Source organism: Mycolicibacterium sp. P4_G11 (genome assembly GCF_056555145.1).
Map to the genome: position 1 here is coordinate 198,322 of NZ_JBFUJW010000010.1, position 26,335 is coordinate 224,656.

The window sequence follows — 26,335 nt, forward strand, 5'->3', positions numbered from 1 at the left end:
CGCGCAAACGCCTGGCCGCACGCTCGTCGGCACCCAGTTCCCTTCGATACCAACGGAGGTCACCTCATGGCCGTGGAATTCACCTCAGTCACCCCCACAGAGTGGCGCAGGCCACATGCCACCACGGACAGTCTGGTCGAGCTGAACGCCGACATCGCGACGGCACTCGCCGGCGCCAGCACGCGCCGGCGGTTCGATCCCTTCGTCGACATCGACTGGGATGCACCGGAAAACGCCGTGGGGGACAACGATCGGCGGTGGCAGCTCGATCCCGACATCGCCCCGCTCGCCGCGACCGATTGGTATGCGCGGCAGCCCCTCGAGCAGCGCATCGCGATGGGTCGCTGGCTGACCGCGAACATCCTGAAGGTGACGCTGCAGTTCGAAATGATGCTGATCCGTGGGGTGATTCACCACGCCGGCACCTTGCCGAACGGTTCGGCGGTGTTCCGCTATCTACTGCACGAACTGACCGAAGAATGCCACCACATCCAGATGTTCCAGGAGTTCGTCAACCGCACCGGTGCCGACGTTCCTGGAATGCGACGCGGCTCGCGGTTCTTCGGGCCGATCCTGGGCTTCATCGGTGGCTACGCCGACATCTTCTTGTTCATCGGAGTGCTCTGCGGGGAGCAGCCTCTGCATTTCCAGCAGACGCTGCAGCATCGTGGCGCCACAGCGGTGCCCGCGCTGCTGAACAGGGTTACTGCCATTCACCTCGCGGAAGAAGCTCGGCACATCGCGTTCGCCAGCCAATATCTGGCGCAACGGATCGCGGCCGTCGGATCGTTCCGTCGTGGGTTGTACGCCTTGGCGTTTCCGATCTATCTGCGATGGCTCATCGGCGAGATGATCACTCCGCCGCGTACGTTCGCCCGGCAGTTCCGGATTCCGCGGCAAGTCTTCAAAGCCGCCTACTGGCGCAGCGATCACTCGCGGCGAATGATGGCCGAATCCGCCGCGGACGTCCGCCGCGTTGCGGAAGACCTCGGTCTGCGGACGGTGTGGGCGCGATGGATCTGGCGCCTGTTGGGTATCGATGGGCGGCTGCCGAGGTACCGCGGTGAGCCCGATCGCAGTCAACCACTCACACGGACGGCTCAGTTTCGAACGGTGACGTGGGCACGGGTGGCGGCCACGGCGATCATGGGAGGTATCGCTGTGGCCGCCACGCCGGTCGGCATGCGGATCATCGCGGTGGCCATAGCCGGCGCGGCCGTCTGGGCGGCCTACCACCTGCTGCGGGCCCGCCTCGGTGGTGTGGTGGGCGACCAGCCATTTGAATGGCCCAGACTTGCGGTCTGGATCATGGTGTGCGGGGCCATGATTCCCGCGGGCGGGTTGATCGGACTCGCGCTGGTGGTGTCGATGATCCTTGCGCTCGCAGAATTCATCCCGGCGTTATGAGCACCGGTCTCAGCGTTCGTTCGATCCCACCAGATCATCGTCGGTGTGGTCCTGAACCGGAGTCGGCCATGGCGCGGGCACCGGACGCTGACGCACGATCTGCGGCCACCAGAACCACTTGCCGAGCAGCGCGGCGATCGACGGCGTCATGAACGACCGCACCACCAACGTGTCGAACAGCAGGCCCAGGCCGATGGTCGTACCGATCTGCCCGAGGATCACCAGAGGGCTGAAGATGAACGCCGCCATGGTGGCCGAGAACACCAGACCGGCTGCCGTGACGACGCTGCCGGTGCCGCCCATCGACCGGATGATGCCGGTGTTCAGACCCGCGTGCATCTCCTCCTTGAACCGGGACACCAGCAGGAGGTTGTAGTCCGCGCCGACGGCCAGCAGCAGGATGATGGCCAACGGCACCACAACCCAGTACAGATGGATGCCGAAGATGTACTGCCACACCAGAACCGACAGGCCGATCGAAGCGCCCAACGACAGCACGACGGTACCGACGATGACGGCCGCGGCGACGATGCTGCGGGTCACGATCACCATGATCAGCAGGATGAGCGCGACTGCCGCCAACGCGGAGATCAACAGGTCGTATTTGGTGCCCTCTTGAATGTCCTTGTTGGTGGCGCCGATACCGGCGACGTAGATCTTGGCGTCCGACATCGGCGTCGCCTTGAGCGCATCGAACACCGCTTCCTTGATGGCGTTGATGTGCGGGATGGCCTCGGGGTTGGCGGGGTTGCCCTGGTGCGTCACGATCATTCGGGCCGCTTTACCGTCGGGGGACAGGAACAGCTTGAGCCCGCGCTTGAAATCAGCGTTGTCGAAGGCTTCCGGCGGCAGGTAGAACGTGTCGTCGTTCTTGGCGTCGTCGAACGCCTTACCCATCGCGGTGGCGTTCTTGAGCGCCTCATCGCTCTGGGCGTTGGTGCCACCGTTGGTCGCGTAATTCGACAGCGTCAGTTCACGATTGCGTTCCTGGATGGCGATCTGCGGCGGGATCAGAGCCACCAGCTGCGGCTGCAGGGCATCCAACCGGTCGAGGCTGGCCGTGATGTTGCCGAACTTGTCGGACAGATCGGCGATCCCGTCCAAGGAGTCGAACACCGACCGCAGCGCCGCGCACATGGGGATGTCGAAGCAGTGCGGTTCCCAGTAGAAGTAGTTGCGCAACGGCCGGAACTGGTCGTCGAAATCGGCGAGTTTGTTGCGTAGATCGTTGACGGTCACGACGGTGTCGTGAAACGCCTGAACCTGATCATGGGTGGCCGCGGCGCTCTGCTTCTGCAGCGAGAGCTGTTGCTTGAGCACGCCGATCGTGTTGTCGATCTCGTTGGCCTGCTTGAGCAGGTCGTTCGCGCGGTCTTTCTGGTAGCCCAGGTTCATGATCTGGCTCGCGCTCGACGCGCTGATCTGGAACGGGATGGAGCTGTGGGTGATCGGTGTGCCCAGCGGACGCGTAATCGACTGCACCAGAGCGATTCCCGGTGTGTGGAGGACGGACTTGGCCGCGCGCTCGAGGATCAGCATGTCCGCGGGGTTGCGCATGTCGTGATCGGTTTCGATCATCAGCAGTTCGGGATTGATCCGTGCCTCGGTGAAGTGCCGTTCGGCGGCTTCCATACCGATGACGCCGGGTGCGCTGGCAGGGATGTACGGGCGGTTGTCATAGCTGACTTCGAAGCCCGGCAGCGCGAACACGCCGATGAGTGCGAGCGCGCCGGTCACGACCAGGATCGGTCCCGGCCAGCGCACGATGGCGGTGCCGATCTTGCGCCAGCCCCGTGCCCGCTGGGCGACCTTGGGCTCCATGAGTCCGAAGCGGGTGGCGATCAACAACACCGCGGGGCCCAGCGTCAGTGCGGCCGCCAATGTGACGAGAACGCCGATGGCAGCGGGTATTCCGAGCGTCTGGAAGTAGGGGAGACGGGCGAAGCTCATGCACGCGACGGCGCCGGCGATGGTCAACCCGGAGCCGACCATGACGTGGACGGTGCCGTGCCACATGTCGTGGTAGGCCGAGAGCCGGTCCATTCCCTTGCCGCGCGCCTCCTGGTAGCGGCCGACGACGAAGATGGCGTAGTCGGTGCCTGCCGCGATCGCGAGCAGGGTCAACAAGTTCGTCGCGTAGGTGGACAGTCCGATGACGCCGGCGTGCGCGAGAAGCGCCACGACGCCACGGGCCGCCGCGAGTTCGACGGCGACGGTCAGCAAGACGATGAGCATCGTCACCACTGAGCGGTAGACGAACAGCAGCATGATGCCGATGACCAAGAAGGTGATGCCGGTGACCTCGTTGGTGCCCGCGCTGCCGACTTCGAAGTTGTCGGTCACCAGCGGCGAAGCTCCAGTGATGTACGCCCTGATACCCGGCGGCGGCGGATCAGCGGCGACGATCTTGCGCACGGCGTCGACAGAGATGTTCGACATTGCCTCGCCCTGATTACCGCGCAGATACAGCTGCGTCAGGGCCGCTTTGCCGTCCTTGCTCTGTGAGCCGCCGGCGGTGAGCGGGTCACCCCAGAAGTCCTGCACATGCTCGACGTGCTCTTTGTCGGCCTGCAGCCGCTTCACCAAGCCGTCGTAGTAGTTGTGTGCTTCCGGACCGAGGGGCTGATCGCCCTCGATCACGAGCATTGCCGCACTGTCGGAATCGAATTCGTGGAAGACCTCGCCGATGTGCCGCATCGCGAGAATGCCCGGTGCGTCGGCCGCGTTCTGCCCGACGGAACGTTCCCACCCGACGATTTCGAGCTGGGGTGAAATTGTGTTGGTGACGGCGGCGATCCCGATCCAGATCAACAGGATCGGGAGTGCGAGCTTCTGGATGAGCCGTGCGGGCAGGGCGCCCTGGACGCCGGAGTCGGTGCGGTGCTCGCTCATGCGGTCTTGTCCAGGCACGAGATGTATCCGTTCACGTGGGTCGTGGACCTTTCGTCCTTGACGATGCCGTTGACGGTGATGCGGCAGCCGATGGTGCTGCCATCGCCCTGCGCTCGGAGGTCGGCGTACATCGTCGGGTCGTCGGTGGTGAGGGCCTGCGACCAGGGCAGGGTGACGTTCTCGACGCGCTGAGGCTGGGCGTTGATATCCAGATAGTTGATGGTGGCCGTGGAGCCGGGCGAACCGAACACCTCGAACAGCACCCGTTTCGGGTCGTAGCCGGTGTTCTCAAGGGCCTCTGAACCGGGCCGCGAAATCTCGTTGTCGGAGCCGAAGATGCCGCGCAATCGGTCGACACTGAAACCGACCAGAGCGACCACCACGATCGCCACGATGGCGATCCATTGCCGGCGTGCCAACCTGCTCACCGAAAACTTGCTCAAGCCACAGCCTTTCGACGCCCCCGTTGACGAACCGCCGTAGCAATCTCGTCAAATCGTCCCGTAACGGAGAACGGTACGGTACCGTACGCGCGATCGCAACCGGGTTGACATATGGGCAAAAGCCTGCGCTCAATTGCTGCAACGAAGTGCAACGCCGTGGTGTAACTCTGATATTCCATCTGTGCGAGGCCGGGAAGGGGTGTGGCGATGTCGGACGACATGTGCGACACCGTCGGCTGCCCATGGAGTGAGCGGGAAGCTGAACTTCTGGCGATCACCCTGGAGCTGTTGCAGGAGCACGGCTACGACCGGCTGAGCGTGGAAGCGGTGGCGACCAGGGCCAAGGCCAGCAAGGCGACGATGTACCGGCGCTGGCCGTCGAAGGCGGATCTGGTGCTGGCCGCTTTCATCGAGGGCACGCGCAGTTCCGCCGTGCCGCCCCATACGGGCTCGCTCCGTGGAGACCTCCTGGAGATCGGCCGGTCCGTCTGCGTACAGGCCCATGAGCACACCAGGACCATGCGGGCTGTGCTGAACGAGATGTCACACAGCCCCGGCCTGCAGGCGGTGATGCAGGAGAAATTCATTTTTCACCGCAAGTTGGTCATCGACGGCGTCCTCGCCGCAGCCGTCGAACGCGGCGAAATCGACTCCGCGGCTATCGATGAGGAGATCTTCGATCTGCTGCCGGGGTACCTGGTGTTCCGGGCGCTGGTCTCCGATCGGCCGCCGACCGAGGACACGGTGCGGACCTTGGTCGACGACGTGTTGCTGCCCAGCCTCACACGTCACCGCGAACGTTAGGCCGGCGCAAGAGCCTGCCGCACGGGGCTCGGCGGCAGCTCGGCCATCTGTTCGGCAATGGTTGGCATGCAATCGAATTGGCAGCTGTCGACCTGCCCGAGGAGTTCTTCACGAAGGGTGGGGCTCAGCGTCATGAGTGCGGTGGTGAGGTCGCGCACGCTCTCGTCATGGCCGAGCTGGAGCCAGTCCAGCTCGACGTCGAGCGCACGCGCATAACTGGTGTTGGTGTCGAAGTACTCGACTGTGACACCGAAAAACTCGGCCAGCATTTCCGCGGTGCGCGGGGACGGGCATGTGCGGGTACCGGAGCGGAGTTGCGAAAGGTATGGGGCCGATAGCCGGTACCCGCGATGCTCGAGGGCTTCGGTTACCTCGAAGCTGCGGTACGGCCCGCGTCCGGGCGGCCGGATGGCGGCGAACAGTCGGTTGAGTCGTTCTGCGAAGGAAGCTTCGTCCACTGAATACTGGCGGCGTTTCTTGCTGGCCATGCGATTCCCCCTTTGAATCATATTGCGGTGCAGTTACTTACGATGAGCCAGTTGATGCCGGTGCGTGTGTGGCGCCGAAGTGACCTGGTGATGACCGCCCGGGGGTGCGGCACCTGGGCAAGCTGCCGCAGGATGGTGTGCGGGCACGCGCCCGTCGCACGAACGTTAGCTGAAATTTCTGTGAATGCAATGACAGCAAATGTTCGTGAAGAGTTGACGCGCCGGTAAGTTCATGGAATTCTCGTGGTATCAGTTGAGTGCCAGTAGAGCCGGGGGGCTTGGGGCCGGTCTTCTCAAGGGGGATGCAGTGTTTCGTGTTCTGCCGCGGGTATCGCGGTGTCTCGTGTCGGCTTTCCCGTTGCTCACATTGCCGTAACGGCGATTGTGCGCGTGCCACGTCTGGCGGCTGCCGGCTTGCCGTCTCCGCGGGTTTGACCGCGCGCTGTGGGCACTCTGCTGCTTCACGGCGTCACGGAACGCCGCTGCACGATATGGAGACTTGAATGAATTCCGTTGGACGGCAGGACTGTTCCCAGCACAACCGCGGAGAGTGGGACGACGCCACGGACACGGAGGCGCTGTTACGCGGCTCGCAGCTGCTGAAGCACTCGCGCTCCGCGGCACGCAACTCCGCGCACATCCCAGGCATGATCTGTCAGCCGCCACGTTTGGTCCGGGTGGCGTACTGGTGGGCCAACGCACTCCAAGCGCAAGGATGGCGATTGCGTGCGCTGGGGGAGCAGCTCGCCGGCGGTGGGTTCATCGCGGAGATCGGCGTAGTAGGCGATGAATCGGTGTGGGTGGTCTTTCCCCGCAATATGCCCGACGACGGCACCGAGGCGTCAGCGCTGGCCAATTGCTTTCAGTGGCTGACCTTCGACCAACGGAACTACCTCCGTCGGCTCCTCGCCAACTGATCATTTCGTCAAGACCGCCACGCTTACGGTTCCAGCACCCAATCTTCAACCGGTCGTGCATGTTTCAGGTGGTGCCTGGCGGCGGTTGTCGGTGGCAGCTCGCGAACGACCACGTCCGACGTGACGAGAAGTTTCCGTCGTGCGGGTCTGCCTGCCGCTTGCTCGGCTGGGTCGATGTGCGATGTGTCCTGGATCACCCAAGTCGGACGTTCGGTTCGAGTCCTGAATCACGACTACCCATATATCGAGGTCGAAAGGGGAGCGGTGATAACCAACGCACAGGCCGATGGGGAGTCGTCCGGCAAAGAAGCCGGCCCGTATAGGGATCACGCTTGGTGAGCTTGTAGGGCAAGACGATCATCGCGGACGTGGTTATTGGCACGTCGCTGGACGTATCCCCCCGGGGTGCGGCGGCACGACGAGGGGCGCGCCGCCACACCCGGGCTACGAACTCCCAATTGCCAGTGCAACTTGGTTCCGTTCAGAAAATGATCGCCGATCGTCTCCGTCAGCAAACTTTGACAGCGTCATCGTAGTTTTGCCACAGGAAGCTGCCGCCGTCCCGGCGGACGTATAAAGGACCGTGCGCAGGGAAGTGGGCCGTCACGAGTCCGAGTCCCTGACTGGCGCTGCGATCGAGAATGGCACGACGGGTGTTGATTCGCTGTCCTGGTAAACCCAGCCGGCGTCGTTTCGCCACTGCCCGAGCGGGTCTGACTCCCATTGTGCGCGAAGGTATTCGAGCTCGACGTCGTGAAACAGATAGCTGGCATTGGGAAAGGCTGGATCGAATCCCGCCCGCGAAAGGCGGTTCAGATAATCGGTGTCGAGCATTTCCGGCTCCTCAAACCGTGGATGTCAACTCGATGACGACGTTTCGAAGTACCGACGGCAGGGAATAGCTGCATCAGCTGATGCACTCAATGCGTCACTGAGTGTGAGGAATTGAGATGGTTCACGAACTGGTCATCGCCCTACAGAGTCAGCCCGAGGCAGCCGGATTCATCCTGCGGGGCATCAAAGGAATCTTCGTCGCCATCGGTAGTGTCATCGCCGCGATCATCTGCGCGGTGATCGCCGGCACGAAGGGCAGAAACCCGTTGGGCTGGGGACTTCTGGGGCTGTTCTTCTCGATCCTGACGCTGATCGTCGTGATCGTGATCCCGTCGAAGAAATCCTGACGCATCCGCGTCGGCGGGACGACGCATTGACCGGCTCCGACACCCTGACGCCCTACTGTCTGCCCGTGGGAGACAGAGGGCACCAGCTCGTGCCAAGGCGATGAGTGGCAACGGATATTCGCTGCCACAACCCGGCACGTTGGTCGGCGCCGCGATTTCGCCATTCTAACTTTGCCGGTTAGGCATGATGTACGCCATGGCGGACCGGAGAGTTTGGGCTGGCCGAATAACGGGTATCCGCTGCCACGACACTGCCGGACGAAAGTGATTGCACCATGCCTACCAACCCGAATCCGCAATTCCCAGTTCGGCTGACTGTATGCGTCGGCGCAGTGGTGCTGGCCGTGTCCAGCCTCGCAGCGTGTGGCGACAAGGCCTCGAACGACAAGCCGACGACGACATCAGTCACAACGACGACGTCGACCACTGAAACATCCACGACCACAGTCACTCCGACGTCAGGCACGCCGACGGTGGACACGTCAGCGCCGGTCACTGGATCGCCTGCGCCGCAGACGCCCGCGCCGGAGACGGGCGGACCCATGGTCCCGGCGCCCCCGGCGATTCCCGCCCCGCCCGCCATCCCGGCACCGCCCGCCATTCCGGCGCCACCGGCGATCCCCGCGATTCCTGCTATTCCGTCGCCGCCACCGATTCCGATGCCATGACATCGGAATCGAATGAGGGGCTACGCATTCAGCGGCTCTGAGTCAGGGATTCGGACGATCTCGAGCGGGACCGAACGCGTCAGCTTGAATCCCATGTCCGTGTACAGCTTTTGAGCTGGGTTGTCGTCGGACGTATGCAGGAACGGAGTTTCGCCGCGATCCCGGATTCCTTGCGCGACCGCGCGGATCAGGCGGGATGCCAAGCCCTGTCCGCGGGCTTCGGGGGCGGTGCACACGGCGCTGATTTCGGTGTATCCCGTCGGCCGCATCCGCTCGCCGGCCATCGCAACGAGTGAACCATTGGCATCACGAATACCGAGGTAGGTGCCGAGTTCGATGGTCCGGGGGAGGAATGGTCCCGGTTTGGTCCGCTCGACGAGAGCGGACATCTCGGGTACGTCGGCAGCAGTGAGTGATATCGCTGCCGGTTCGGCCGCTGTTTCGACAGCGCTGCCCTCGTATTGGACCAAGCCAAATGTCTGGACGACGGACCACGCCGCGGGCAGTGGGGTGGCGCGGTCGCGAAGCACTGCGATCCGACTGGGACCGGCGAGGTGCGCGACGTGACCGTAGTCGTCGTCTGTCAGTTCGCGCGGGTGGCCATAGAAGACCGAGACGTCCGGGTGATACCGCCGGATTCGTCCGCTGACCTCACGGAACCGGACGTGCGGACCATCGAGTGCGGCGTTGACGGGGTCGGCGAGGACATCGGTCACGCCTTGATCATCCCAGACCACGAGAAGACGAAAGATTGCCACTGGCAGGCGGGAGGTTGCGTCGCATTCATGATGACCGAAACCAATCGCGGATTCGACAGCCAATCAGTGTGACTGTATCCGCTTCACTGGGGAGGCAGAACGGCCCACGGTCTGACTGCTCAACAGCGAGGGTGTCGGTCATCGTGAATTCCCGCCGAGCTTTGGCATTCGCTGGTAAATCTCTGCCATCGCCGCACCTATCACTGCGGGATCGTGGCGGCCCATGAGTAGCCACCGCACCGTCCCCCATTGGAGGCTGTCGGATGCGGCGCGGACGGTATCGGTGATGAATTCCGGATCGGGCATGGTGATGGTTCGGAAGTGCCCTTGTTCATATTCAGCTACTGGCATGTGGCTGTGTGTCTCGATGCCGAACCAGTTTTGGCCGTGGGCCGCTCCCGATGCCGTCTGCCAGAGGTAGGCCCAGCGATTGGGGTCGTGGTCAGTCGCTTTCGCCGCGAGCCGCACCAGGCGTTCGTAGCCAGGAACCTTGGCGGTGAGCGTGACCGGTATCGAGTGCTCATCGACCCGCGCCTTGAGGTTGGTGATTCGTTGGTCGATAGCGGCGGTGTCCATGTTGGCGGCTTCGAGCGCTTTCTTGTGAAAGGCAAAGTCGTGGTGCATCAGCCGGAGAAACCGTGCTACACATTCTTGTGGACCGTCGACTTCCGAGAGCCATAGTGCATGCGCTGCTGACTCCAAGGCCGCGCGTGCAAGGGATAGGTAGGGACGCATTCTGACGTGGTTGATCGCGTCTGGCTCAAACCGAAACGGTGCGACGATATCGGCCCACTGGCACAGGTGCTCGGCCGACGCCCGGAGGTAATCCCGGACCCAGACCGAGACTTTCTCCCACGGATAGAAAAGGTCTGCCTTCGCCCAGTCGCTCTCCGGCCGCGGGTCCACTACCCGGGACAACACAAGTTCACACGACCTGGCGGTGTACACGCATTCTTTCCACTTCTGCTCGTGCTCGGCCGGCAGAAGGAAGGGATCGAGATCGGTTGCGTCGCCGGAATCGGTCATTGCGAGATCATCCCGCATAGGTCTGACAAGACCTCGCGGCAGCAGTGCCGGAACCCCCAAGGCCGGCGACGACGTCGCGCCGGGATGGTGCGATTCGTAAGTGCGGCAGCGCGACCTCTATGGCAAGTGCGGACAACTCATCTACTCAAATACTCAGACAACTCACTTGCGTGGCGCAGTCAAAATTGACGGAAGAGCAGGACAAAATGGCCGTATGGCCCTAGCGCGTAATTGGCACAGCCCGAATATTTGGTCGTTTCCGGTTGAGTTCGACGGGAACATCGCCCGTCAACTACATGTCCCGGCAAGTGATTTTGTTTTGGTGGACGGTGACGACCAGAGACAGACGGTTAGCAACAACCATGGGCTATGGTCGGCCGCCACCGTCAACCGGCCGTTGTCAGATGACGAATTGTGGCTGAAGTTGCCCATCGGAACCGCGCCTGGTGCCGTGATACCGAAGTCATCGGCCTGGTCACGACCCGCCGAGTTCGGTCCAGACCTCCCCGGCGACGTGCTCAAGAGCTATGTCGGCGCCATTTCGTTCGAAAAAGGGGATCAAGGGCAGCCTGGCTTGCGGTCACCTCAGCTCGGCGCCATGCATGCGACGCTCGGCTACTGGACTACGAAGCGACCTGATCCCGCAACGGTCGTAATGCCTACCGGCACAGGGAAAACGGAGACTATGCTTGGGCTGCTGGTTGCCGCGCGACCAGAGCGCCTATTGGTGGTAGTGCCTTCGGACCCACTGCGCGAACAGATTGCAGCCAAGTTTGACCGGCTAGGTGTCTTGCAGGAGATCGGAGTTGTCAAGTCGAGTGCCAAACGTCCTGTCGTTGGGCGTCTCTGTCATGGTTTTTCCTCGGTAGAGAACGCACTCCTGTTTGCCAGCGCGTGCAACGTCGTTGTGACCACTCCACAGGCATTGCACTCGTCGAACCCCGAGATCGTCGCCGCGTTCCTTTCGCGTTTTTCACATCTCTTTGTGGATGAAGCTCACCACGTTCCGGCAGCATCATGGTCGAGAATTCGCGACGAGTTTGACGGTCAACCAGTGGTCCAGTTCACTGCGACGCCATTCCGTGAAGACGGGCGACACTTACAAGGGACGATCATCTACTCGTTCCCGCTTCGTGAAGCTCAGGAGCAAGGGTACTTCTCCGCGATCGACTTCAAATCGATTGTGAGTCTCGAAGACCCGGACCGTGCGCTCGCGGTTGAAGCGCTGCAGAGACTCCGAAGCGACCTAGAATCTGGGTTTGACCACATCTTGATGGCGCGGGTACGCAGCATTGCCAAAGCAAAAGCTCTGTGCCCCCTTTACGAAGAACTGGCTGGCGACCTTGGAGCCGTCATTATGTACCACAATCTTGTGGTATCGCGGAAGCGCGCGAACTTCGAAGCGCTGAAAAATCGTACGGCACGTATCGTTGTGTGTGTAGACATGTTGGGGGAAGGCTTCGATCTACCAGCTCTCAAAGTAGCTGCAGTCCACGAAGCGCATCGGAGTCTCGGCGTCACACTGCAATTCATTGGCCGCTTCACCCGAACATCCAACAATGAAACCCTCGGAACCGCATCACTATTCGTAGTACGTAACGAGCTCGAAGCAGACCCGCGGCTACGCTATTTGTACTCCGAGGACGCGGACTGGAACACGCTGCTACGGGACGTGTCAGAGTCTGCCGTTGACAAGCAGCGCCAGATCAGCGAATTCGAGGCCGGATTCTCCAGTCGACCCGATGAAGTCGCCTTACAGAGCCTGCTCCCCAAGATGAGCACAGTTGTGTACCGGACGCCGACGGCGACGTGGGACCCTCAAGCCGTTGTCGAGTTCTTTGGTGAAGAGAACCTGTTAACTAACCCAATCGGGTTGAATGCCCAGGTCGGGGTAGCCTGGTTCGTTGTCGAGAGCCGAACCCAGGTGCGGTGGGCTGACATCCGGACCGTAGAGGATGTCGCATTCGAGCTCTATGTGTTGTATTTCGACGCAGAACGCCGTCTTCTGTACGTAAATAACTCGGCTAATGACGGTGTTTTTGAAGACCTTGTGGAGGCCGTCGCCGGCACCGGGGCTGTGCGATTCACAGGTACTACGGTCTACCGAGTGATGGCTGATGTGCAGCGTCTGGTCCCTACAAATGTAGGGGTTCTTGACTCCCGCAGTCATTTTCGTCGATTCTCTATGCACGTAGGTTCCGACGTTACGGAGAGTTTCACTCCCGCGGAGGCTGGCACCAAAACCCAAACGAACATCGCTGGCACAGGGTATCGAGACGGCGAGCGGATGAGCATTGGCGCTTCGCAAAGGGGGCGAATCTGGTCGCACGCGGCCGCCACCAGCTTGAAAAACTGGTGCGATTGGTGCGACAACGTTGGCACCAAGCTGTTGGACGAGACGCTTACGATCGAGCATGTAATCGGGAATTTTATTCTTCCCCAACCGCTGTCGGGTCGACCTCAGGGGGTTCTCCTTGCGGTGGAGTGGCCATGGGAACTGCGACTCCAGAACGCTGAAGCGATGCGCCTTAGGTGCGGCGACAAAACCTTCGAAGCGGTTTGGTGTGATCTGACACCCGAAACCTCGCCGACAACTGGGCCCTTCCACTTCACCGTTGCGAATGAGGCCTGGCAAGTCAAGTACCAAGCAGCAATCGATGCCGACGGTCGGATCAAATTCAGCTGCCTTGGTGACGAAGAGATCGTCGTTGTACGTCCCCGCTCCGAATGTCCGCTGAGCGACTGGCTCGATACCAATGGTCTACTGTTCATCCTCGATGACGACCGGCTTGTCGAAGGTGGGCTACTCTACACACCTAGTACAGCGCACCCGCCGTTCAATCTTGACCAGCTAACTGTCCGTGATTGGCGTGGCATCGACCTCAGCGTAGAAGCGCAGAAGGCAGAGAAGAGACCTCATTCAATTCAGCGAAGGTCGATCGAATACGTACTGGCAGAGGGCGATTCCGTTCCGTGGACAGTGGTGCTCGATGACGACGGCTCTGGTGAAATCGCCGACATAGTGGCTTTGAGAGCTGATGACGAAGGCCTTTTGGTGCGTCTAATTCATTGCAAATACTCTGGTGAAGACCAGCCGGGTGCACGAGTCGATGATCTCTACGAAGTGTGTGGCCAAGCACAAAAATCCGTGGCATGGCGACGAAATGACCTGGGGCCCTTCTTCCGTACTCTGAGCCAGAGGGCGAGAAAGAAGTTCGATCGAACGCGGGTGAGTCCATTCGAGGTCGGTGACGCAGCAGCACTCTTGGCACTTCAGACCACCGCACAAAGTCTTAGGCGCAGAGTAGAAATAGTCGTCGTCCAGCCAGGGCTATCTAAAGCCAAAGTCAGCGCGCAACAACTGGATCTACTGGCAGCGACCGAGTCGTATCTGCGAACTACGATCAACGCTCCGTTCACCGTTTGGTGCAGTGCCTAAGCGTTGCACTCTGAATTGTGAGTGCCCGGTGATCCTCGATATTTTAGGAGCCACGTCCTCAAGCCAGATCCGAAGGTGGACGCAATCGGAATGCCCTGCGGCATCTGCACCCACGTAATAATGTTGCGGCTGATTCTGAACTTTGCGAGTCTGACCAACGCATAGCCGCCTGCACCTCCTCACCATTCGTCACTGTGACGAATGGTGAGGAGGTCCTAAACTCGATCGGGGATTGCGGGGGCCACGAGCAACCGACCCGAAGATGTCCACGCAAGTTTGCGGGCGTATTCCTCACCCGAGGCGGGGTAGCGCACACGACGGAGATGTCGAAACATCTTTCGACGTAGCAAAATTCGGACGTCGAGCTGACTGCGGACGAAACGTCACTGTGACGTATTCTCGGCGTTGGGTCATCAAGCTTAATCGGATTCGTCCCGGTCGAATGGGTGGCGTGAGTACCTCGGGGGGCGTCACCGAGGCGGCAATCAGATCCTTAGCGGAGCGGCCGGCAACGACGCGTGCGCGGCTATTCGGGGTGTGGATTCGCGCCAGGAGGGAGTGGGTGCGGCAGGTGGCTGGCATGAGCATGGATGCTCCAACGGGATTCCGCCGCATAAACGCGCAGCTGAACGTTACGACGCGGCTACTGGCCCGCACCAGTCCAAACCTAAACGCCGATAAGGTACATTATGTCAGTTAAACCGCTGCATATTGCATCAGATGAATCATCTGCAGCGACGGTGACGGGCGACCCTGGCACTCACAGATCGAGGACGATGCGTAGGGCCGCATCAACGCGGCGCATCTCGTCGAAACTGAGGAAGCCGATGCTCTTGCCGAGCCGTCCTGGATCGACCGCTGCGGCCTGTTCGGCAAGCACCCGGGTGCTTACGCCGGCTATCTCAATCTCGGGACGAAAGCTGGCGGCGCGCGCCGACGTAGACGTTGGCGCAACCAGCCAGGTCGACAGCGGCAGTTGATCTGACTGGACGACAACGGCGTAGCGCGAACCGGACTGCTCGTGGCCGCGACGCCCCCGCGGAGCGTTCAAGCGAAAGACCTCACCACGCACGCAGCGTCTCCATATCGCGCAGCACCTGCATGGCCTCAGCGCGATCAGACTCGTCTTCAGCAAGTCTTTCCGCCTCAGCGTGAATCGCCGCGCCAGCCTTCCGTCGTGCGGCATCGATAAGAGCAGATCGGACCGCCGCGGACACCGCCGTTCCATCTTTGGTCAAGACCTCCAACGCCTTCGATGTGTCGTCATCCGGCCGGAAGGTGATCGTGTCAGCCATAGCAACAGTGTAGTACATTTTGTAAGACAACCACCAGGGGCGACGTGGCCTCTAAGCTGGCGACTCGACGACTGACTCGGCGGCCTGACCGCTCAACGTCGCCCGACTGCTCGGGAGGCACCACCTGGGTGGACACTATGACGTGGCCCTTTCTGCAACAGTATTCAAAGTCGAACTTGGCGTCTCCGATGTCGATCACGGTTACTACGCCGATCACGCGCTGACCGTGGCCCGTCATCCCAGTGAGACCGATGAGCGGATGGTGGTGCGGTTGTTGGCTTTTGGGCTGCGCGCACACCGACTCAGCGACGTCGACGGCGAGTTGGCATTCGGGCCAGGCCTGTCCTCCCCTGGTGTACCGGACTTGCGGCTCGCGGACTACACCGGCCGGATCCTGGAGTGGATCAACGTCGGCCAGCCCGACGAACGCGCCTTGAGCAAGGCGGCGAGCCAGGCCGAGCAGGTGGTGCTCTTCCCGTTCGCCGCCGGCGTGGCCACCTGGTGGCGAACCGTCGGCCCCAAAGTGACGGGGCTGCCGAACCTGTCGGTGGTGCAGATACCGCATGCACCGGTGCAGCAACTGGCTCAGACTGTCGATCGACGGGTCTCGGCGCAGGTGATGGTGATCGAAGGTCAGGTGACGATGACCGTGGGTGGAATCGACGTCACCTTCACGCCCGAGCCATTGGCGTGAACGTCTGAACTCGAGGTGCTGTTGGCGCGCCGTGAGTATCTCCCCAGGTGGACGCGCGACGTCCCTCGTTCAGCCCACGATGAGCAGTTGGGCGTTCTGTTCGATTCTGGCCGTTAGTCGTCTTCGTCGTCGTGACGATGAGCGGCCTCGATCACCTCGGGTGGGGCCGGCTTCTGCAACCAGGCCCGAATCCGCAATAACCCGCTGGCGATAGTCGCGACGGCGAGCAGCGCAACGACGATCCAGAGCGCAGTGGACATGGAGCAATTGTCCGCCTCCGGCCAGCTGTTTGGGCCGGTACGCACGACCGAACGAGTATGGAGGTACGTTTTCTGATCGCGGCTCAGCCCAGTAAACGTCGCCCTGTGCCGTCGGTCCCTCATTCATCGCGATGGAACGGAGGAATACGGCGGAACTGAGTACTGCGCGTTGCCAGTGACCCACGCTTTACATACAGTGCCACAAGGGTTTTGTCGGCACCCGTCAACAATTCTCGCCGCGCGCTACACCCGATCGCGATTCACAAGGTCGTGATGATGAGCGGCGTTGGTGAGCATGGGCTCCGGCAGTGGCCGCCTGGGGCGATCGTCGTTGTTGAACCCGTCTAGTAGTAGCGACAGGTGGCGACGCCAGGCATTCGGGTTGATATGGCGGGTGGCTTCGGCGAGTGCGCCGACGCTGAAAACGACGCCGAAGAAATCGTCGGGATGCGCATCGGGCCGCAACGCTCCGCTGTCCTGGGCGCGTTGGACGAGCTTTGCGACGGCCGCCTCGATGCGCAAGCCCTGGGCCGCGACCTGGTCGCATCCGCCGCGGTGCAGGACTTCGGTCATGCCACGGCTGCCTGCCATCCGTTCACACGCGAATTCGAAATACTCCACCAGTGCCTGCCAGGGATCCTCGCCGTTGGTGGCGGCTTCGGCGGCCTCGGCCATGGCGGCGAAGTTCTGTTCAAACACCGCATCGATCAACTCGTCCTTGCCGGGAAAATGGCGGTAGACGGTTCCCACGCCGACTCCCGCGTGGTGCGCGACGTCATCGAGGGTTACGCCCACACCCCGTTCGGCGAACACCTCGTCGGCCGCTTGCAGCAGTCGTGCGCGGTTGCGTATCGCATCCGCTCGCCGCGGGCGCTGCGGTATGGCTTCGCTCACGCCACCCACCTCCTCCGGAATAGCTGAAACGGAGATGTTGTCACCGTTTGTGTTATCTTACCAATATCCGGAGATAACTCCACCGTTTACTGGCAGTACGGGCCACTCAGTGTCGATAGGCCCTGGTTGACGCTGTCTGAAAAACCTGAAGAGGCGAGGAAAAGGCGTGAGCACACCGAAACGCAGTACCGGGAGCCGGCCGCTGTCGATCGTGACCGGCGGCACCGACGGCATCGGCAAGGAGGTTGCCCGCGGGTTGGCCCGCAGCGGCAAGCGGGTCTGGATCATCGGCCGCAACCAGATCAAGGGCATCGCGGCAGAAGCCGAACTGCGCGCCGACGGTGACGTGCGATTCGTCGCCACTGACCTGAGTGTTCTCGCACAGGTACGTGCACTGTCGGACACGATCCTCGCCCACACCGACGAGATCGACGTTCTGGTCCATTCGGCGGGCATCCTGGAAATCAGTCACGGACTCAACGACGAAGGCATCGAAAAGAACTTCGCGATCAACTACCTGGCTCGGTTCCTGCTGACCGAACGTCTGCTGCCGGCGCTGATCAAGGGGCGTACGCGCATCGTGAATATCGCCGGCGCCGGGATGAACAAGCTTGACTTCGACTTCGACAGCCTGCCCGGTATCCCAAAGCTGTCCCCGTTCAAGACCTTTGCGCAATCTCAGGCCGCCAACGACGTGTGGACCCAGGATCTGGCCGCCCGGCTCGGCGACTCCGGCGTAGTGGTTACCGGGGTCATGCCCGGCATGGTGGAGACCAACATCCGACAAAACGACGCGAACAGCTTCCTGTTGCGGGCGTTCGATAGCCGCTGGCTCAAACCGGTGCTGCGCAAGTTCGTCCTGATCAGCCCCGCCGACGCGGCGATCACTCCGGTGTGGCTGGCCACCGATCCCTCCACCACCGCCGTCAACGGCGGATTCTTCGGACCGAAGAAGAAGTCCATCACCGTCACGTCCGGCCCCAAAGACCCCGCGCTGCAACAACATCTGCGTGAGACCAGCATGCGTCTCGTCGGCGGACAGCTGTGAGAGCCACCAGAACCGAACCGAGAAGACCGACAGAAACGAGTACGACGCGCCACAAAGGACAAAGCCTGTGCCCCAGATTGATTCGCACGAACGATGCGCAGGCAGAAGCTGGTTGGGCAGAGTACGAATCTGGGCCACCAAACACCGACGCAATCGCGACACTCCCCTGCCGCCCGCGTCTGCAGAGCCCGGCCCGGCATCCTCGCCACTGGGGATGGCGCTGACTCCCTTCGCGGGCATCTCCACGGACCACGTGTGGAGCCAATTCGTGCAGCTGTTGGCCGACGACCAGGCTCTTCGCATCGAGCTTGACGAACATCAGCAGCGCCAGCCGCCGGACTGGAGCGATCTGACACCCGCGGTGACGCGGATGGTGCTCGACGACAGAGGCGTCGACGGGGTGCATGCCGATGTCAGCGCATGGTGGCGGATGAACCAAGAACCCTACTTGCGTCCGACGCCAAAGGCGGCTGCGCTCTGTGTATGGCTGTGGCGCAACGGGTTACATGCCGATGCTGTGGACGTGTACGGGAAGATCTGGCATACCGTCCGCGCCCGCCACCGGGAAGATCAGCGGATCGGCTGGCCGCCTGACGCCGCGCTGGAAGCCTTCAGCCACGCGGCATACCCCCATTGGGATGACGCCAATCATGAACAGTTCTGCAGGCTGTTCCGTCAACGCCACGTCGACGTCCAAGTCGAACGTGGCCTCAATCAACTTTTCTGCTAGACGGCGGCGCGGAAACTCCTGCCGAGGCCTTCCATGATCAGGTTTTACGGACGGCGGGCAGTCGGTAGGTCTTGTCCAGCACCGGTGCCAGCGGCGTGTAGTACCCAGCAACGGACCTTTCAGCCGCCTGGATCGAACGGGCCTAAGCAACGGCCTGAAAGAGCCAGGCTCACACAGGCCAGGGTGACCGGGACCTGCCGCTGCCCGCTCTTCGCCTCGAATCACAGATAGCGAGCAGCTAGTTCCTGGTGGCCGTCAGAACTTCCAGCGCGAAAGTTTCGGTGAAGCGACCCGTGGAATCGATGGCGAGCAGAGTGTCGGTGACCGTGTCCTCGAACGCGGTCTGTCGGTCACCGAGCAAGCGGCGAAGCGGCAGTGAGGTCGAGTAGAGGTAGCCGATGATGTGCGCGATGGTCCAGGTCCGTGTGAATTCGTACTCCCGTCGATTCACTTGCCGGAATACAGAATTGGCCAATACTTGCTCATGTGTCTGGCCGGTGCGGGCTGCCGGAGTCGAGCCGTACTGGTAATCCGGCGGCAGGAAGCGGCGCTGGGCTTGTCCGACGGCCTGCTGCCACGACGTGCTGGGCAGCGTCAAGTTGCTGTCATTGGCGATGACCAAGCTGCCGTCGTCGTCGACCATCTCGGCGAGAGCAGCCAGAACTTGTTCGCGATCCATCCAATGAAACGAGCGACCCATCGTCACAAGTCTGAAGCGACCGAGGTCGCCCGGGAGAGCTGTTGAATTGCCCTGTATCCAGCTCACATTGGTGACCGCGGCGTCTCGCGCTTGCCGGGCGGCCTCTGCGAGCATGTCCGGTTCGGGGTCCAGGCCAACGGCTTCGGTGACGTGTGCTGCCAGCGGAAGCGTCAGTTGACCGGTGCCGCAGCCTATATCGAGCAGGCGACCCGTGCCGTCGAGGCTCAGATGCTTGACGATGTCGTCAAGGAATGCCGGCGGATAGCCTGGCCGGTATCGCGAATAGTGCCAAGCCGTCCCAGCGAAGAGACCGCGATCTGCGCTGTCGGACGGATCGGCTGCGTCCACCTTGCTCCCCTTCTCGACCACCCGTCAGGCAGTCCGTCGATGACGGCCTCATCCACGACCGGCTGCGCCGATCAGCACTCGACGGGCGTGCCCCGATAACAACCCCGACCCCACACATCCAGGGTGTCACAGTTGATAGATCCGCAAACCAATGTTTCGCGCCACCCGGTCGCCCGGGGCTCCCCTACATCGAGATTGACAGCGTTGTTTCACGGCCCCAATTGGCGGCCGCGAGACGACGTTGTCAATGACGTACACAAGTTCATTTCTGCCGAATCGTCCTGGCCGAAATCGAGGTCAGTTCAGGTTGCTTCGGGTGCTGCGGACGTCGATGCTGGCGTGTGCTTCCTGGAAGCTTTGGTCAGAGACGAGGGTCAGCCTTGCGGTGTCGTGGAACTGTCGGAGAGTGGTCGCGCCGCATGAGGTCATGGTGGCTTTGATCTTGGCAATGGTCACGCCTAGTCCCTCGTTGAGGTCGCCTGCGTAGGGTACGTAGCCGTCGACGCCTTCTTCGAAGGTCAATCCGGTGCCGGGTTGTTCGTAGCGCTGCCAGTTGCGAGCGCGGTAGGAGCCCTCGCCCCAATATTCTTTGACGTAGCCGTCGGCAGTGGGCACTTTTGCTCCGGGTGCCTGATCGAATCGGGCGAAGTAGCGGCCCATCATGACGAAGTCGGCGCCCATCGCCAAGGCAAGCGCTACGTGGTAGTCCAGCTGCAGGCCGCCGTCGGAGCACACCGGCACGTACTGGCCGGTGCGTCGAGCGTAGGCATCGCGGGCCGCCGCGACGTCGAGTACTGCGCTGGCTTGGCCGCGACCGATACCTTTCTGGTCGCGAGTGATGCAGATCGACCCGCCCCCGACGCCGATCTTGACGAAGTCGGCCCCGGCATCGGCCAGGTACTCAAATGCTTGTCCGTCAACGACATTGCCTGCCCCGATCACCACATGGGGATACTGGGTTTTCACCCAGTCCAGCGCGCGAGCTTGCCATTCGCTGTAGCCGTCCGAAGAGTCCAGGCACAGTGCATCGGCGCCGGCGTCCAGCAGCGCCGGTATCCGCTCGCGGTAGTCGTGCGTGTTGACCCCCGCACCGACCCGTAAACCTGTCTCGGCGTCGACCAACTTGACTGCCTGGATGTCGGCTACCTGTTCGGCGATCGGACGATTGTGATGTAGAAAGCTCAATCCGCCGTGGCGGGCGAGCGCAATCGCCAACTCTGGTGAACTGACCGCCTGCATGATCGCCGAAGTGAACGGCACTTGCAGTTGGAGCCGCGATTGCTCGCCGACGAGGTGACGCGCCAGCGGCGCCACGAGTTGCACGCCATCAGCACGGCATACGGTGGATGTCTTGTTGGGCAGGAGCAAGAACTCATTGAATGTGCGGGAGACGCCCTCGACAATCTGTGCCATAGAACAGCTTGACTTATGGCGGTGCGGGAGACAAATCAGCCACGCCCTACACACGCCAGTCATCGGCCCACCCCGGGAGAATCTCGGCACTCCGCAGCGGGAGGAATACGGCGGAATCGAATACTGAGCGTTGCCAGTACGAACTTCCTGTCGTGTTCCCCTGTCCGCCAGTGGTTCTCACCTAGGCCGCTGCACCATGTCGATGAGCAGAGCCCGTACTTGTCGGTGACGATCCACCGCCAATAGCGCGGGCGCGAGGCGCACCCGGGAATCCAGGAGGCGTATTACGTCCGCGGCGGTATCGGCTGACTTCACGCACAGATCGTGGCGACCGCGATTTGGGCGGGCGCAGTTACAGGCAGGCTTGCCTGTTTGTCGAATCGGGTCTACCGTCCCCCGTATGACCGCGAGAACGCGACGGCGGCACTCCAGCGAGCGGGTTCGGATCCCTCGTGCGGAGCGGGTGGAGACGATGCGGTTGCGACTACTCGAGGCCACGCTGTGGTGCATCGTCGACAAGGGCTACGCGGCCACGTCCACCAATGACGTCGTGCGGCGAGCTGGGGTGTCTCGGGGCGCTCTCGCTCATCACTTCCCCACCAAGGCTGCGCTGGTCACTGCGGCTGCCAGCCACCTGGTGGCCAAGCGCACTGTCGAATTCGAGTCGCGGATGGCCGGACTCGACCCGCAGCAGCGCACACCGGCCGCCGCGCTCGACATCCTGTGGTCGTTCTACGAACAGCCCGAATGCCTTGCCCTGATGGAACTTTCGATCGCGGCTCGGCACGACGCCGAATTGCGTGCCTTGATGGCCAGGTGGGACGACAAGTACATCGAGATTCTGCACGCGTCGGCTACCGAATTCTTCGGCGAAGCAACCGCAGAGCCGTCGTTTGGGGTGCTGCTGCGCACCATCACCGCGCTCTTCGACGGTCTCGGTCTATACGACATGACCCAGAGCGACCAGCGCCAGAAGGTCGCCGAAGTGCGGGCCTTCTTCACTGCAATGTTGACTCAATTGGCACCAACCATGGGGGAAGCACATGCCTGACACCGCGACACGGCCCGTCCGCGCCCGGCGCATCCACTTCAACTACCCCGAGGGTGGCCTCGAAAGACACTACGTCCAGGGCGATCTGGTCATGAGCCACGTCCTGGCGTATCTGTCCTCGACGTTCCCCGAGGGCGAGGATTTCTTCGTCCGGTCCGTGCGCCACTATGCCGATCAGGTCACCGACCCGGTTCTCAAAGAGCAGGTCAAGGGCTTCATCGGCCAGGAAGTGACGCACAGTCGTGAGCACGTCGCGCTCAACGAGCGCCTCGAGCAGATGGGCTATCCGACCCGGTACAACGACCGGTTCACCGGAAGGTCACTGCGTTGGGATGAGCGCCGATTCTCCCCGCTGACCTGCCTGGCGATGACGGCCGCATTGGAGCACTTCACCGCTGTCTTCGCCGAGTCGTTGCTCGGCGACGAGGACGCCCAAGCCCTGCTCGGGTCGACCGAGGTGCGAAAGATGTTGCTATGGCACGCTTATGAGGAATCCGAACATCGTGCGGTCGCATTCGACGTGTACCGGACGGTGGGCGGCAGCGAGCGACGCAGGATCTGGACCATGCGAATGGTGACGCTCACCTTCTTCGGCAGCATCGTCGCGTTCACCGCGCTGTCCATGCTCAGGGACCGTGCGACCTACAATCCCGTGCGCCTGTTCGGCAGCCTGTGGCGTCTGCGCCGCTCTCCCTTTCTGAAACGATCTGTGCTCCAACGGTTTCGGAAGTACAACACGGTGGGATTCCATCCGAACGATGTCGACAACACTGCGCTACTGGAACGTTGGCAACCGGAGCTTTTCGGCGAGACCGGCCAACTGGCCCACAACATGGCCGACGCCGCGGTGTCTGCGCACTACAAGTCTGTTGAGAAATGACCGAGCCGGGCGTCACCCCAGCCTAAGTCGGCTGATGTTAATTGAGGGCAGCCACAGCGCGCCGAATCGCGGATAGTGTCCAGGATCTGCGCTCCGCCAATACTAGAACGTGTTCTAATTCGGCATGTCCGGTTCAGCGGCGGGGCACACTGACCCCGCGTTTGCGGAAGTGAAAGCCGTCTTTGAAGCAGGTTTGGCCAACGGCGACGACCTCGGCGCCTCAGTAGCGGTATTCGTCGACGGTCGTGCGGTGGTGGATCTGTGGGGAGGCATCGCCGACAGGCGGACTGGACGTCCATGGACGCGCGACACCGCTTGTCCGACCTTTTCCTGCACCAAAGGGGTCACGGCGACCGCGGCCCTCATGGTCGCCCAGCAATGCGACCACGGCGCTGACGAACCGGTGAGCGCTTGGTGGCCGGAATTCGCGCAACACGACAAGCACGAGACCACGCTGAGCGACTTGATGTCCCACCGGGCCGGATTGCCCGTGTTGGAGCGCCCGGTTTCGGCGGCCCAAACGACGGATCCCGCTGCGATGGCCGACCTGTTGGCGCGCCAATCCCCTCTCTGGCGGCCGGGGACCGAACATGGTTATCACGCTTTGACTTTCGGGTGGCTGGTCGGTGAATTCGTGCGCCGCCACACCGGTCTGACAGTCGGCGAGTTCACCCGGCGACACCTGGGTGATCGGCTGCTCATCGGCGCTTCCGGTGCGGCGGCACGCGAGGCTGCACGGATCAGTTCACCACCGCCCGACCAGCGTGTCTGGAAGGCTGAGAACGCGCCCCCGATACCGGACGACGCAGTCGCCGAGATGGCGGCCGCGATCGCCGATTCAGAATCGCTGTTCATCCGGGCATCGTCGAATCCTGTTGCATCCTATAATGATCCAGAAGTATTGGCGGCCGGTTGGCCTGCGGCTGGCCTGGTCACCACCGCTCGTGATCTGGCCAAATTCTATGGCGACCTGATCAGCGGAACCCTGATCGCCCCGGGTCCTCTGCGGGAAGCGATCATCGAACGCGTACGCGGCCGCGACCGGGTGCTGCGCTTGGAAAGTGCATTCGGGCTCGGCTACATGCTGCCGTCGCAGAACTTCGTGGTGCCCGAACCTGCGCAATGCACTGCATTCGGTCACCCGGGGGCCGGTGGCTCGGTGGGGCTGGCAGATCTCGAACACAAGGTTGCTTTCGCTTTCGTGCCCAATCTGCGCCGTGACTGGCTGGCCGGTGACCGCCGCGCCTATCGGCTCATCGCCGCGGTCTACGACGCGCTGTGACACCGCGACGCAACTAGCGCGCGGCGCCCCCAGGCTCATATCTGTTCCATTCTACGGAAGTGATAACTACTCAGGGCTACTGCATCAACATCCGACCAATCTGCCCTAACAAGAGCATGAATCAACCAGGATTCTGCTACGGCCTGTTGAGTAGGGTGCAAGTACCCGTATCCAATAAGCATTACATGGAATGGATATCTTGCGTACAGTGACGTTGTGGCGGATGACGGGCCGGCGGAGGTCTTCGATCGACTGGTGCGGGTGCAGATCTTGCTCTGGAATGGGGTCGATGACCGGCTGCGCGAAGAGCACGACCTGCCGCTGACGTGGTTCGAGTTGATGCGCGTCGTCGCTCGGCTCGACCAGGCCCGCGTTCGCGACATCGCCGAGGCGTTGATCATCACCGAGGGCGGTGCAAGCAAGCTCGCCGACCGGATTCAAGCCGCAGGTTACCTAAGCCGGCAACAACACCCTGTGGACGGCCGTTCCTCACAGGTCGTGCTGACCCCTGCGGGACGAGAAATCCTACGGGCGGCCGCAGCGACCCTCGACGACGAACTCAGCGACCGCATCGGAGCGGTCCTCACGAGCGACGTCCTGGCGCGATTCGACGCCACCCTCGAACTGCTCCGGGTATCCAACCTGAGCAGCGACAAAACCGGGAATGAGTCTCAATGACCGACCTACCTGACACGATGCGCGCGGTCGTCCTGGATGCTCCAGGGCCACCCGACGCACTGCACCTGCGCGAGCTACCGATCCCGACACCCGAACCCGGCCAGGTCCTGATCCGAGTAAAAGCCTTCGGGCTCAACCGATCCGAACTCCACACCCGACTCGGCCTGGCCGACGGCGTCACCTTTCCCCGGGTGCTGGGCATCGAGGCCGTCGGGGTGGTCGCCGCCTGTCCTGGCCGCGAGGTGGCTGTCGGTCAGCAGGTCGCCGCCATGATGGGCGGAATGGGCCGTACCTATGACGGTGGCTACGCCGAATACACCTGTGTGCCCGTCTCGCAGGTCATCCCGTTCACCAGCACTCTGGACTGGGCGACGCTCGGCGCCATCCCGGAGATGCTGCAGACCTCGAACGGCTCGCTCACTGTTGGCCTCGACGCTCAACCGGGGCAATCGATTCTGATTCGCGGCGGCACTTCCTCGGTCGGCATGACCACCGCCATCCTCGCCAAAGGCCGCGGCATGACGGTGCTGGCCACCACCCGCAACCCTGACAAGACCGGGGCGTTGGAACAGATCGGCGTCGACCACATCCTCATCGACACCGGCGAGATCGCAACACAGGTGCGCGAGATCATCGACGGCGGCGTCGATACCGCTCTCGAACTCGTCGGCACCCCGACGCTGCCGGACACGCTGCGCGCTACCCGAATCCACGGCGTTGTCTGCTTCACGGGCATGCTGGCCAACCAGTGGATAGTCGACCAGTTCTACCCCATCGACTACCTGCCGCGCGGCGTCCGGCTGACCGCCTACGGCGGCGACGCGAACGACCTATCCCCCAGAGTTCTGCAAGATTTCCTGGACGCCGTCGCCGCCGGTAAGGCGATCGTCCCCGTCCACCGCATCTTCGGCCTCGACCAGATCGCCGAAGCTCACGCATACATGGAGTCCGGCAAGGCAACCGGCAAGCTCGTCGTTACGACCTGACACCGGACCGAACAAGGAATAACCCCGCCCGCGATGGACTTGCCTCAAGAGTC

The 26,335-nt window shown here is 62.2% G+C and carries 25 protein-coding genes; 13 read left to right on the forward strand and 12 right to left on the reverse strand.

Annotated elements, in window-relative coordinates:
* The first annotated feature begins 66 nt into the window (after nucleotides 1–66).
* Complete coding sequence (locus AC1U2B_RS22075; protein ID WP_480218461.1) at nucleotides 67–1,407, forward strand: AurF N-oxygenase family protein; 1,341 nt, start codon at nucleotides 67–69, stop codon at nucleotides 1,405–1,407.
* Between the two features lie 9 nt (nucleotides 1,408–1,416).
* On the opposite strand, the gene AC1U2B_RS22080 is transcribed toward AC1U2B_RS22075, so the two are convergent.
* Both AC1U2B_RS22080 and AC1U2B_RS22085 read right to left on the reverse strand, forming a co-directional pair.
* Nucleotides 1,417–4,299, reverse strand: coding sequence for an MMPL/RND family transporter (locus tag AC1U2B_RS22080; RefSeq protein WP_480218462.1), 2,883 nt, complete (start codon nucleotides 4,297–4,299; stop codon nucleotides 1,417–1,419).
* Nucleotides 4,296–4,727, reverse strand: coding sequence for an MmpS family transport accessory protein (locus tag AC1U2B_RS22085; protein WP_480218463.1), 432 nt, complete (start codon nucleotides 4,725–4,727; stop codon nucleotides 4,296–4,298). The genes AC1U2B_RS22080 and AC1U2B_RS22085 overlap by 4 nt, the downstream gene beginning before the upstream one ends.
* Before the next feature lie 222 nt (nucleotides 4,728–4,949).
* On the opposite strand from AC1U2B_RS22085, the gene AC1U2B_RS22090 reads away from it, so the two are divergent.
* Nucleotides 4,950–5,546 carry a TetR/AcrR family transcriptional regulator gene (locus AC1U2B_RS22090; protein WP_043396503.1) on the forward strand — a complete coding sequence of 199 codons (597 nt, stop codon included), beginning with the start codon at nucleotides 4,950–4,952 and terminating at the stop codon, nucleotides 5,544–5,546.
* Here the strand turns inward: AC1U2B_RS22090 and AC1U2B_RS22095 are convergent.
* The gene (locus tag AC1U2B_RS22095; protein ID WP_480218464.1) at nucleotides 5,543–6,034 is read right to left on the reverse strand and encodes a helix-turn-helix domain-containing protein; all 492 of its coding nucleotides are present in this window, start codon (nucleotides 6,032–6,034) and stop codon (nucleotides 5,543–5,545) included. The two genes, AC1U2B_RS22090 and AC1U2B_RS22095, sit on opposite strands and share 4 nt — an antisense overlap.
* A gap of 503 nt (nucleotides 6,035–6,537) precedes the next feature.
* Between AC1U2B_RS22095 and AC1U2B_RS22100 the strand changes: the two genes are divergently transcribed.
* Nucleotides 6,538–6,951 carry a hypothetical protein gene (locus tag AC1U2B_RS22100; RefSeq protein WP_480218465.1) on the forward strand — a complete coding sequence of 138 codons (414 nt, stop codon included), beginning with the start codon at nucleotides 6,538–6,540 and terminating at the stop codon, nucleotides 6,949–6,951.
* Nucleotides 6,952–7,554: 603 nt separating this feature from the next.
* Here the strand turns inward: AC1U2B_RS22100 and AC1U2B_RS22105 are convergent.
* Nucleotides 7,555–7,785: an MBL fold metallo-hydrolase gene (locus tag AC1U2B_RS22105; protein WP_480218466.1), complete on the reverse strand. Its 231-nt coding sequence runs from the start codon at nucleotides 7,783–7,785 to the stop codon at nucleotides 7,555–7,557.
* A gap of 116 nt (nucleotides 7,786–7,901) precedes the next feature.
* Between AC1U2B_RS22105 and AC1U2B_RS22110 the strand changes: the two genes are divergently transcribed.
* Nucleotides 7,902–8,132: a hypothetical protein gene (locus tag AC1U2B_RS22110; protein ID WP_043396208.1), complete on the forward strand. Its 231-nt coding sequence runs from the start codon at nucleotides 7,902–7,904 to the stop codon at nucleotides 8,130–8,132.
* Between the two features lie 688 nt (nucleotides 8,133–8,820).
* Here AC1U2B_RS22110 and AC1U2B_RS22115 read toward each other — a convergent pair.
* Both AC1U2B_RS22115 and AC1U2B_RS22120 read right to left on the reverse strand, forming a co-directional pair.
* Nucleotides 8,821–9,516, reverse strand: coding sequence for a GNAT family N-acetyltransferase (locus AC1U2B_RS22115; RefSeq protein ID WP_480218467.1), 696 nt, complete (start codon nucleotides 9,514–9,516; stop codon nucleotides 8,821–8,823).
* Nucleotides 9,517–9,696: 180 nt separating this feature from the next.
* On the reverse strand, nucleotides 9,697–10,584 hold the full coding sequence (locus AC1U2B_RS22120; RefSeq protein WP_480218468.1) for a hypothetical protein: 888 nt from the start codon (nucleotides 10,582–10,584) through the stop codon (nucleotides 9,697–9,699).
* Nucleotides 10,585–10,798: 214 nt separating this feature from the next.
* Between AC1U2B_RS22120 and AC1U2B_RS22125 the strand changes: the two genes are divergently transcribed.
* Nucleotides 10,799–14,023 (forward strand): DEAD/DEAH box helicase, encoded by a 3,225-nt coding sequence (locus AC1U2B_RS22125; RefSeq protein WP_480218469.1) that lies wholly within the window; start codon nucleotides 10,799–10,801, stop codon nucleotides 14,021–14,023.
* A gap of 760 nt (nucleotides 14,024–14,783) precedes the next feature.
* Here AC1U2B_RS22125 and AC1U2B_RS22130 read toward each other — a convergent pair.
* Both AC1U2B_RS22130 and AC1U2B_RS22135 read right to left on the reverse strand, forming a co-directional pair.
* Nucleotides 14,784–15,095, reverse strand: a complete 312-nt coding sequence (locus AC1U2B_RS22130; protein ID WP_480218470.1) for a type II toxin-antitoxin system PemK/MazF family toxin — start codon at nucleotides 15,093–15,095, stop codon at nucleotides 14,784–14,786.
* Nucleotides 15,085–15,318, reverse strand: a complete 234-nt coding sequence (locus tag AC1U2B_RS22135; protein WP_480218471.1) for a hypothetical protein — start codon at nucleotides 15,316–15,318, stop codon at nucleotides 15,085–15,087. Before AC1U2B_RS22135 ends, AC1U2B_RS22130 begins: the two co-directional genes overlap by 11 nt.
* Before the next feature lie 142 nt (nucleotides 15,319–15,460).
* Between AC1U2B_RS22135 and AC1U2B_RS22140 the strand changes: the two genes are divergently transcribed.
* Entirely contained in the window at nucleotides 15,461–16,012 is a 552-nt protein-coding gene (locus AC1U2B_RS22140; protein WP_480218472.1) for a YaeQ family protein, read from the forward strand.
* Between the two features lie 113 nt (nucleotides 16,013–16,125).
* On the opposite strand, the gene AC1U2B_RS22145 is transcribed toward AC1U2B_RS22140, so the two are convergent.
* Both AC1U2B_RS22145 and AC1U2B_RS22150 read right to left on the reverse strand, forming a co-directional pair.
* Nucleotides 16,126–16,272: a hypothetical protein gene (locus tag AC1U2B_RS22145; protein ID WP_480218473.1), complete on the reverse strand. Its 147-nt coding sequence runs from the start codon at nucleotides 16,270–16,272 to the stop codon at nucleotides 16,126–16,128.
* A 243-nt stretch (nucleotides 16,273–16,515) separates the two neighbouring features.
* Nucleotides 16,516–17,166 carry a TetR/AcrR family transcriptional regulator gene (locus AC1U2B_RS22150; protein ID WP_480218474.1) on the reverse strand — a complete coding sequence of 217 codons (651 nt, stop codon included), beginning with the start codon at nucleotides 17,164–17,166 and terminating at the stop codon, nucleotides 16,516–16,518.
* A gap of 166 nt (nucleotides 17,167–17,332) precedes the next feature.
* Here AC1U2B_RS22150 and AC1U2B_RS22155 point away from each other — a divergent pair, with 166 nt between their 5' ends.
* Together AC1U2B_RS22155 and AC1U2B_RS22160 are read left to right on the forward strand one after the other, a co-directional pair.
* Nucleotides 17,333–18,214, forward strand: coding sequence for an SDR family NAD(P)-dependent oxidoreductase (locus AC1U2B_RS22155; protein WP_480218475.1), 882 nt, complete (start codon nucleotides 17,333–17,335; stop codon nucleotides 18,212–18,214).
* A 214-nt stretch (nucleotides 18,215–18,428) separates the two neighbouring features.
* Nucleotides 18,429–18,944 (forward strand): hypothetical protein, encoded by a 516-nt coding sequence (locus AC1U2B_RS22160; RefSeq protein WP_480218476.1) that lies wholly within the window; start codon nucleotides 18,429–18,431, stop codon nucleotides 18,942–18,944.
* A gap of 238 nt (nucleotides 18,945–19,182) precedes the next feature.
* Here the strand turns inward: AC1U2B_RS22160 and AC1U2B_RS22165 are convergent, their stop codons facing one another.
* A complete protein-coding gene (locus tag AC1U2B_RS22165) occupies nucleotides 19,183–19,992 on the reverse strand; it encodes a class I SAM-dependent methyltransferase (protein ID WP_480218477.1) in 810 nt (269 codons plus the stop codon).
* Nucleotides 19,993–20,289: 297 nt separating this feature from the next.
* On the reverse strand, nucleotides 20,290–21,405 hold the full coding sequence (locus tag AC1U2B_RS22170; protein WP_480218478.1) for an IMP dehydrogenase: 1,116 nt from the start codon (nucleotides 21,403–21,405) through the stop codon (nucleotides 20,290–20,292).
* 400 nt (nucleotides 21,406–21,805) lie between these two features.
* Between AC1U2B_RS22170 and AC1U2B_RS22175 the strand changes: the two genes are divergently transcribed.
* The 5 genes from AC1U2B_RS22175 to AC1U2B_RS22195 all read left to right on the forward strand — a co-directional run bounded on the left by AC1U2B_RS22175 (nucleotide 21,806) and on the right by AC1U2B_RS22195 (nucleotide 26,282).
* A complete protein-coding gene (locus AC1U2B_RS22175) occupies nucleotides 21,806–22,456 on the forward strand; it encodes a TetR/AcrR family transcriptional regulator (RefSeq protein WP_480218479.1) in 651 nt (216 codons plus the stop codon).
* On the forward strand, nucleotides 22,449–23,336 hold the full coding sequence (locus tag AC1U2B_RS22180) for a metal-dependent hydrolase (RefSeq protein ID WP_480218480.1): 888 nt from the start codon (nucleotides 22,449–22,451) through the stop codon (nucleotides 23,334–23,336). The genes AC1U2B_RS22175 and AC1U2B_RS22180 overlap by 8 nt, the downstream gene beginning before the upstream one ends.
* Before the next feature lie 124 nt (nucleotides 23,337–23,460).
* On the forward strand, nucleotides 23,461–24,618 hold the full coding sequence (locus AC1U2B_RS22185; RefSeq protein WP_480218481.1) for a serine hydrolase domain-containing protein: 1,158 nt from the start codon (nucleotides 23,461–23,463) through the stop codon (nucleotides 24,616–24,618).
* Nucleotides 24,619–24,834: 216 nt separating this feature from the next.
* Nucleotides 24,835–25,296 (forward strand): MarR family winged helix-turn-helix transcriptional regulator, encoded by a 462-nt coding sequence (locus AC1U2B_RS22190; protein WP_480218482.1) that lies wholly within the window; start codon nucleotides 24,835–24,837, stop codon nucleotides 25,294–25,296.
* Nucleotides 25,293–26,282, forward strand: a complete 990-nt coding sequence (locus tag AC1U2B_RS22195; protein ID WP_480218483.1) for a zinc-binding alcohol dehydrogenase family protein — start codon at nucleotides 25,293–25,295, stop codon at nucleotides 26,280–26,282. The genes AC1U2B_RS22190 and AC1U2B_RS22195 overlap by 4 nt, the downstream gene beginning before the upstream one ends.
* The last annotated feature ends 53 nt before the right edge of the window (nucleotides 26,283–26,335 follow it).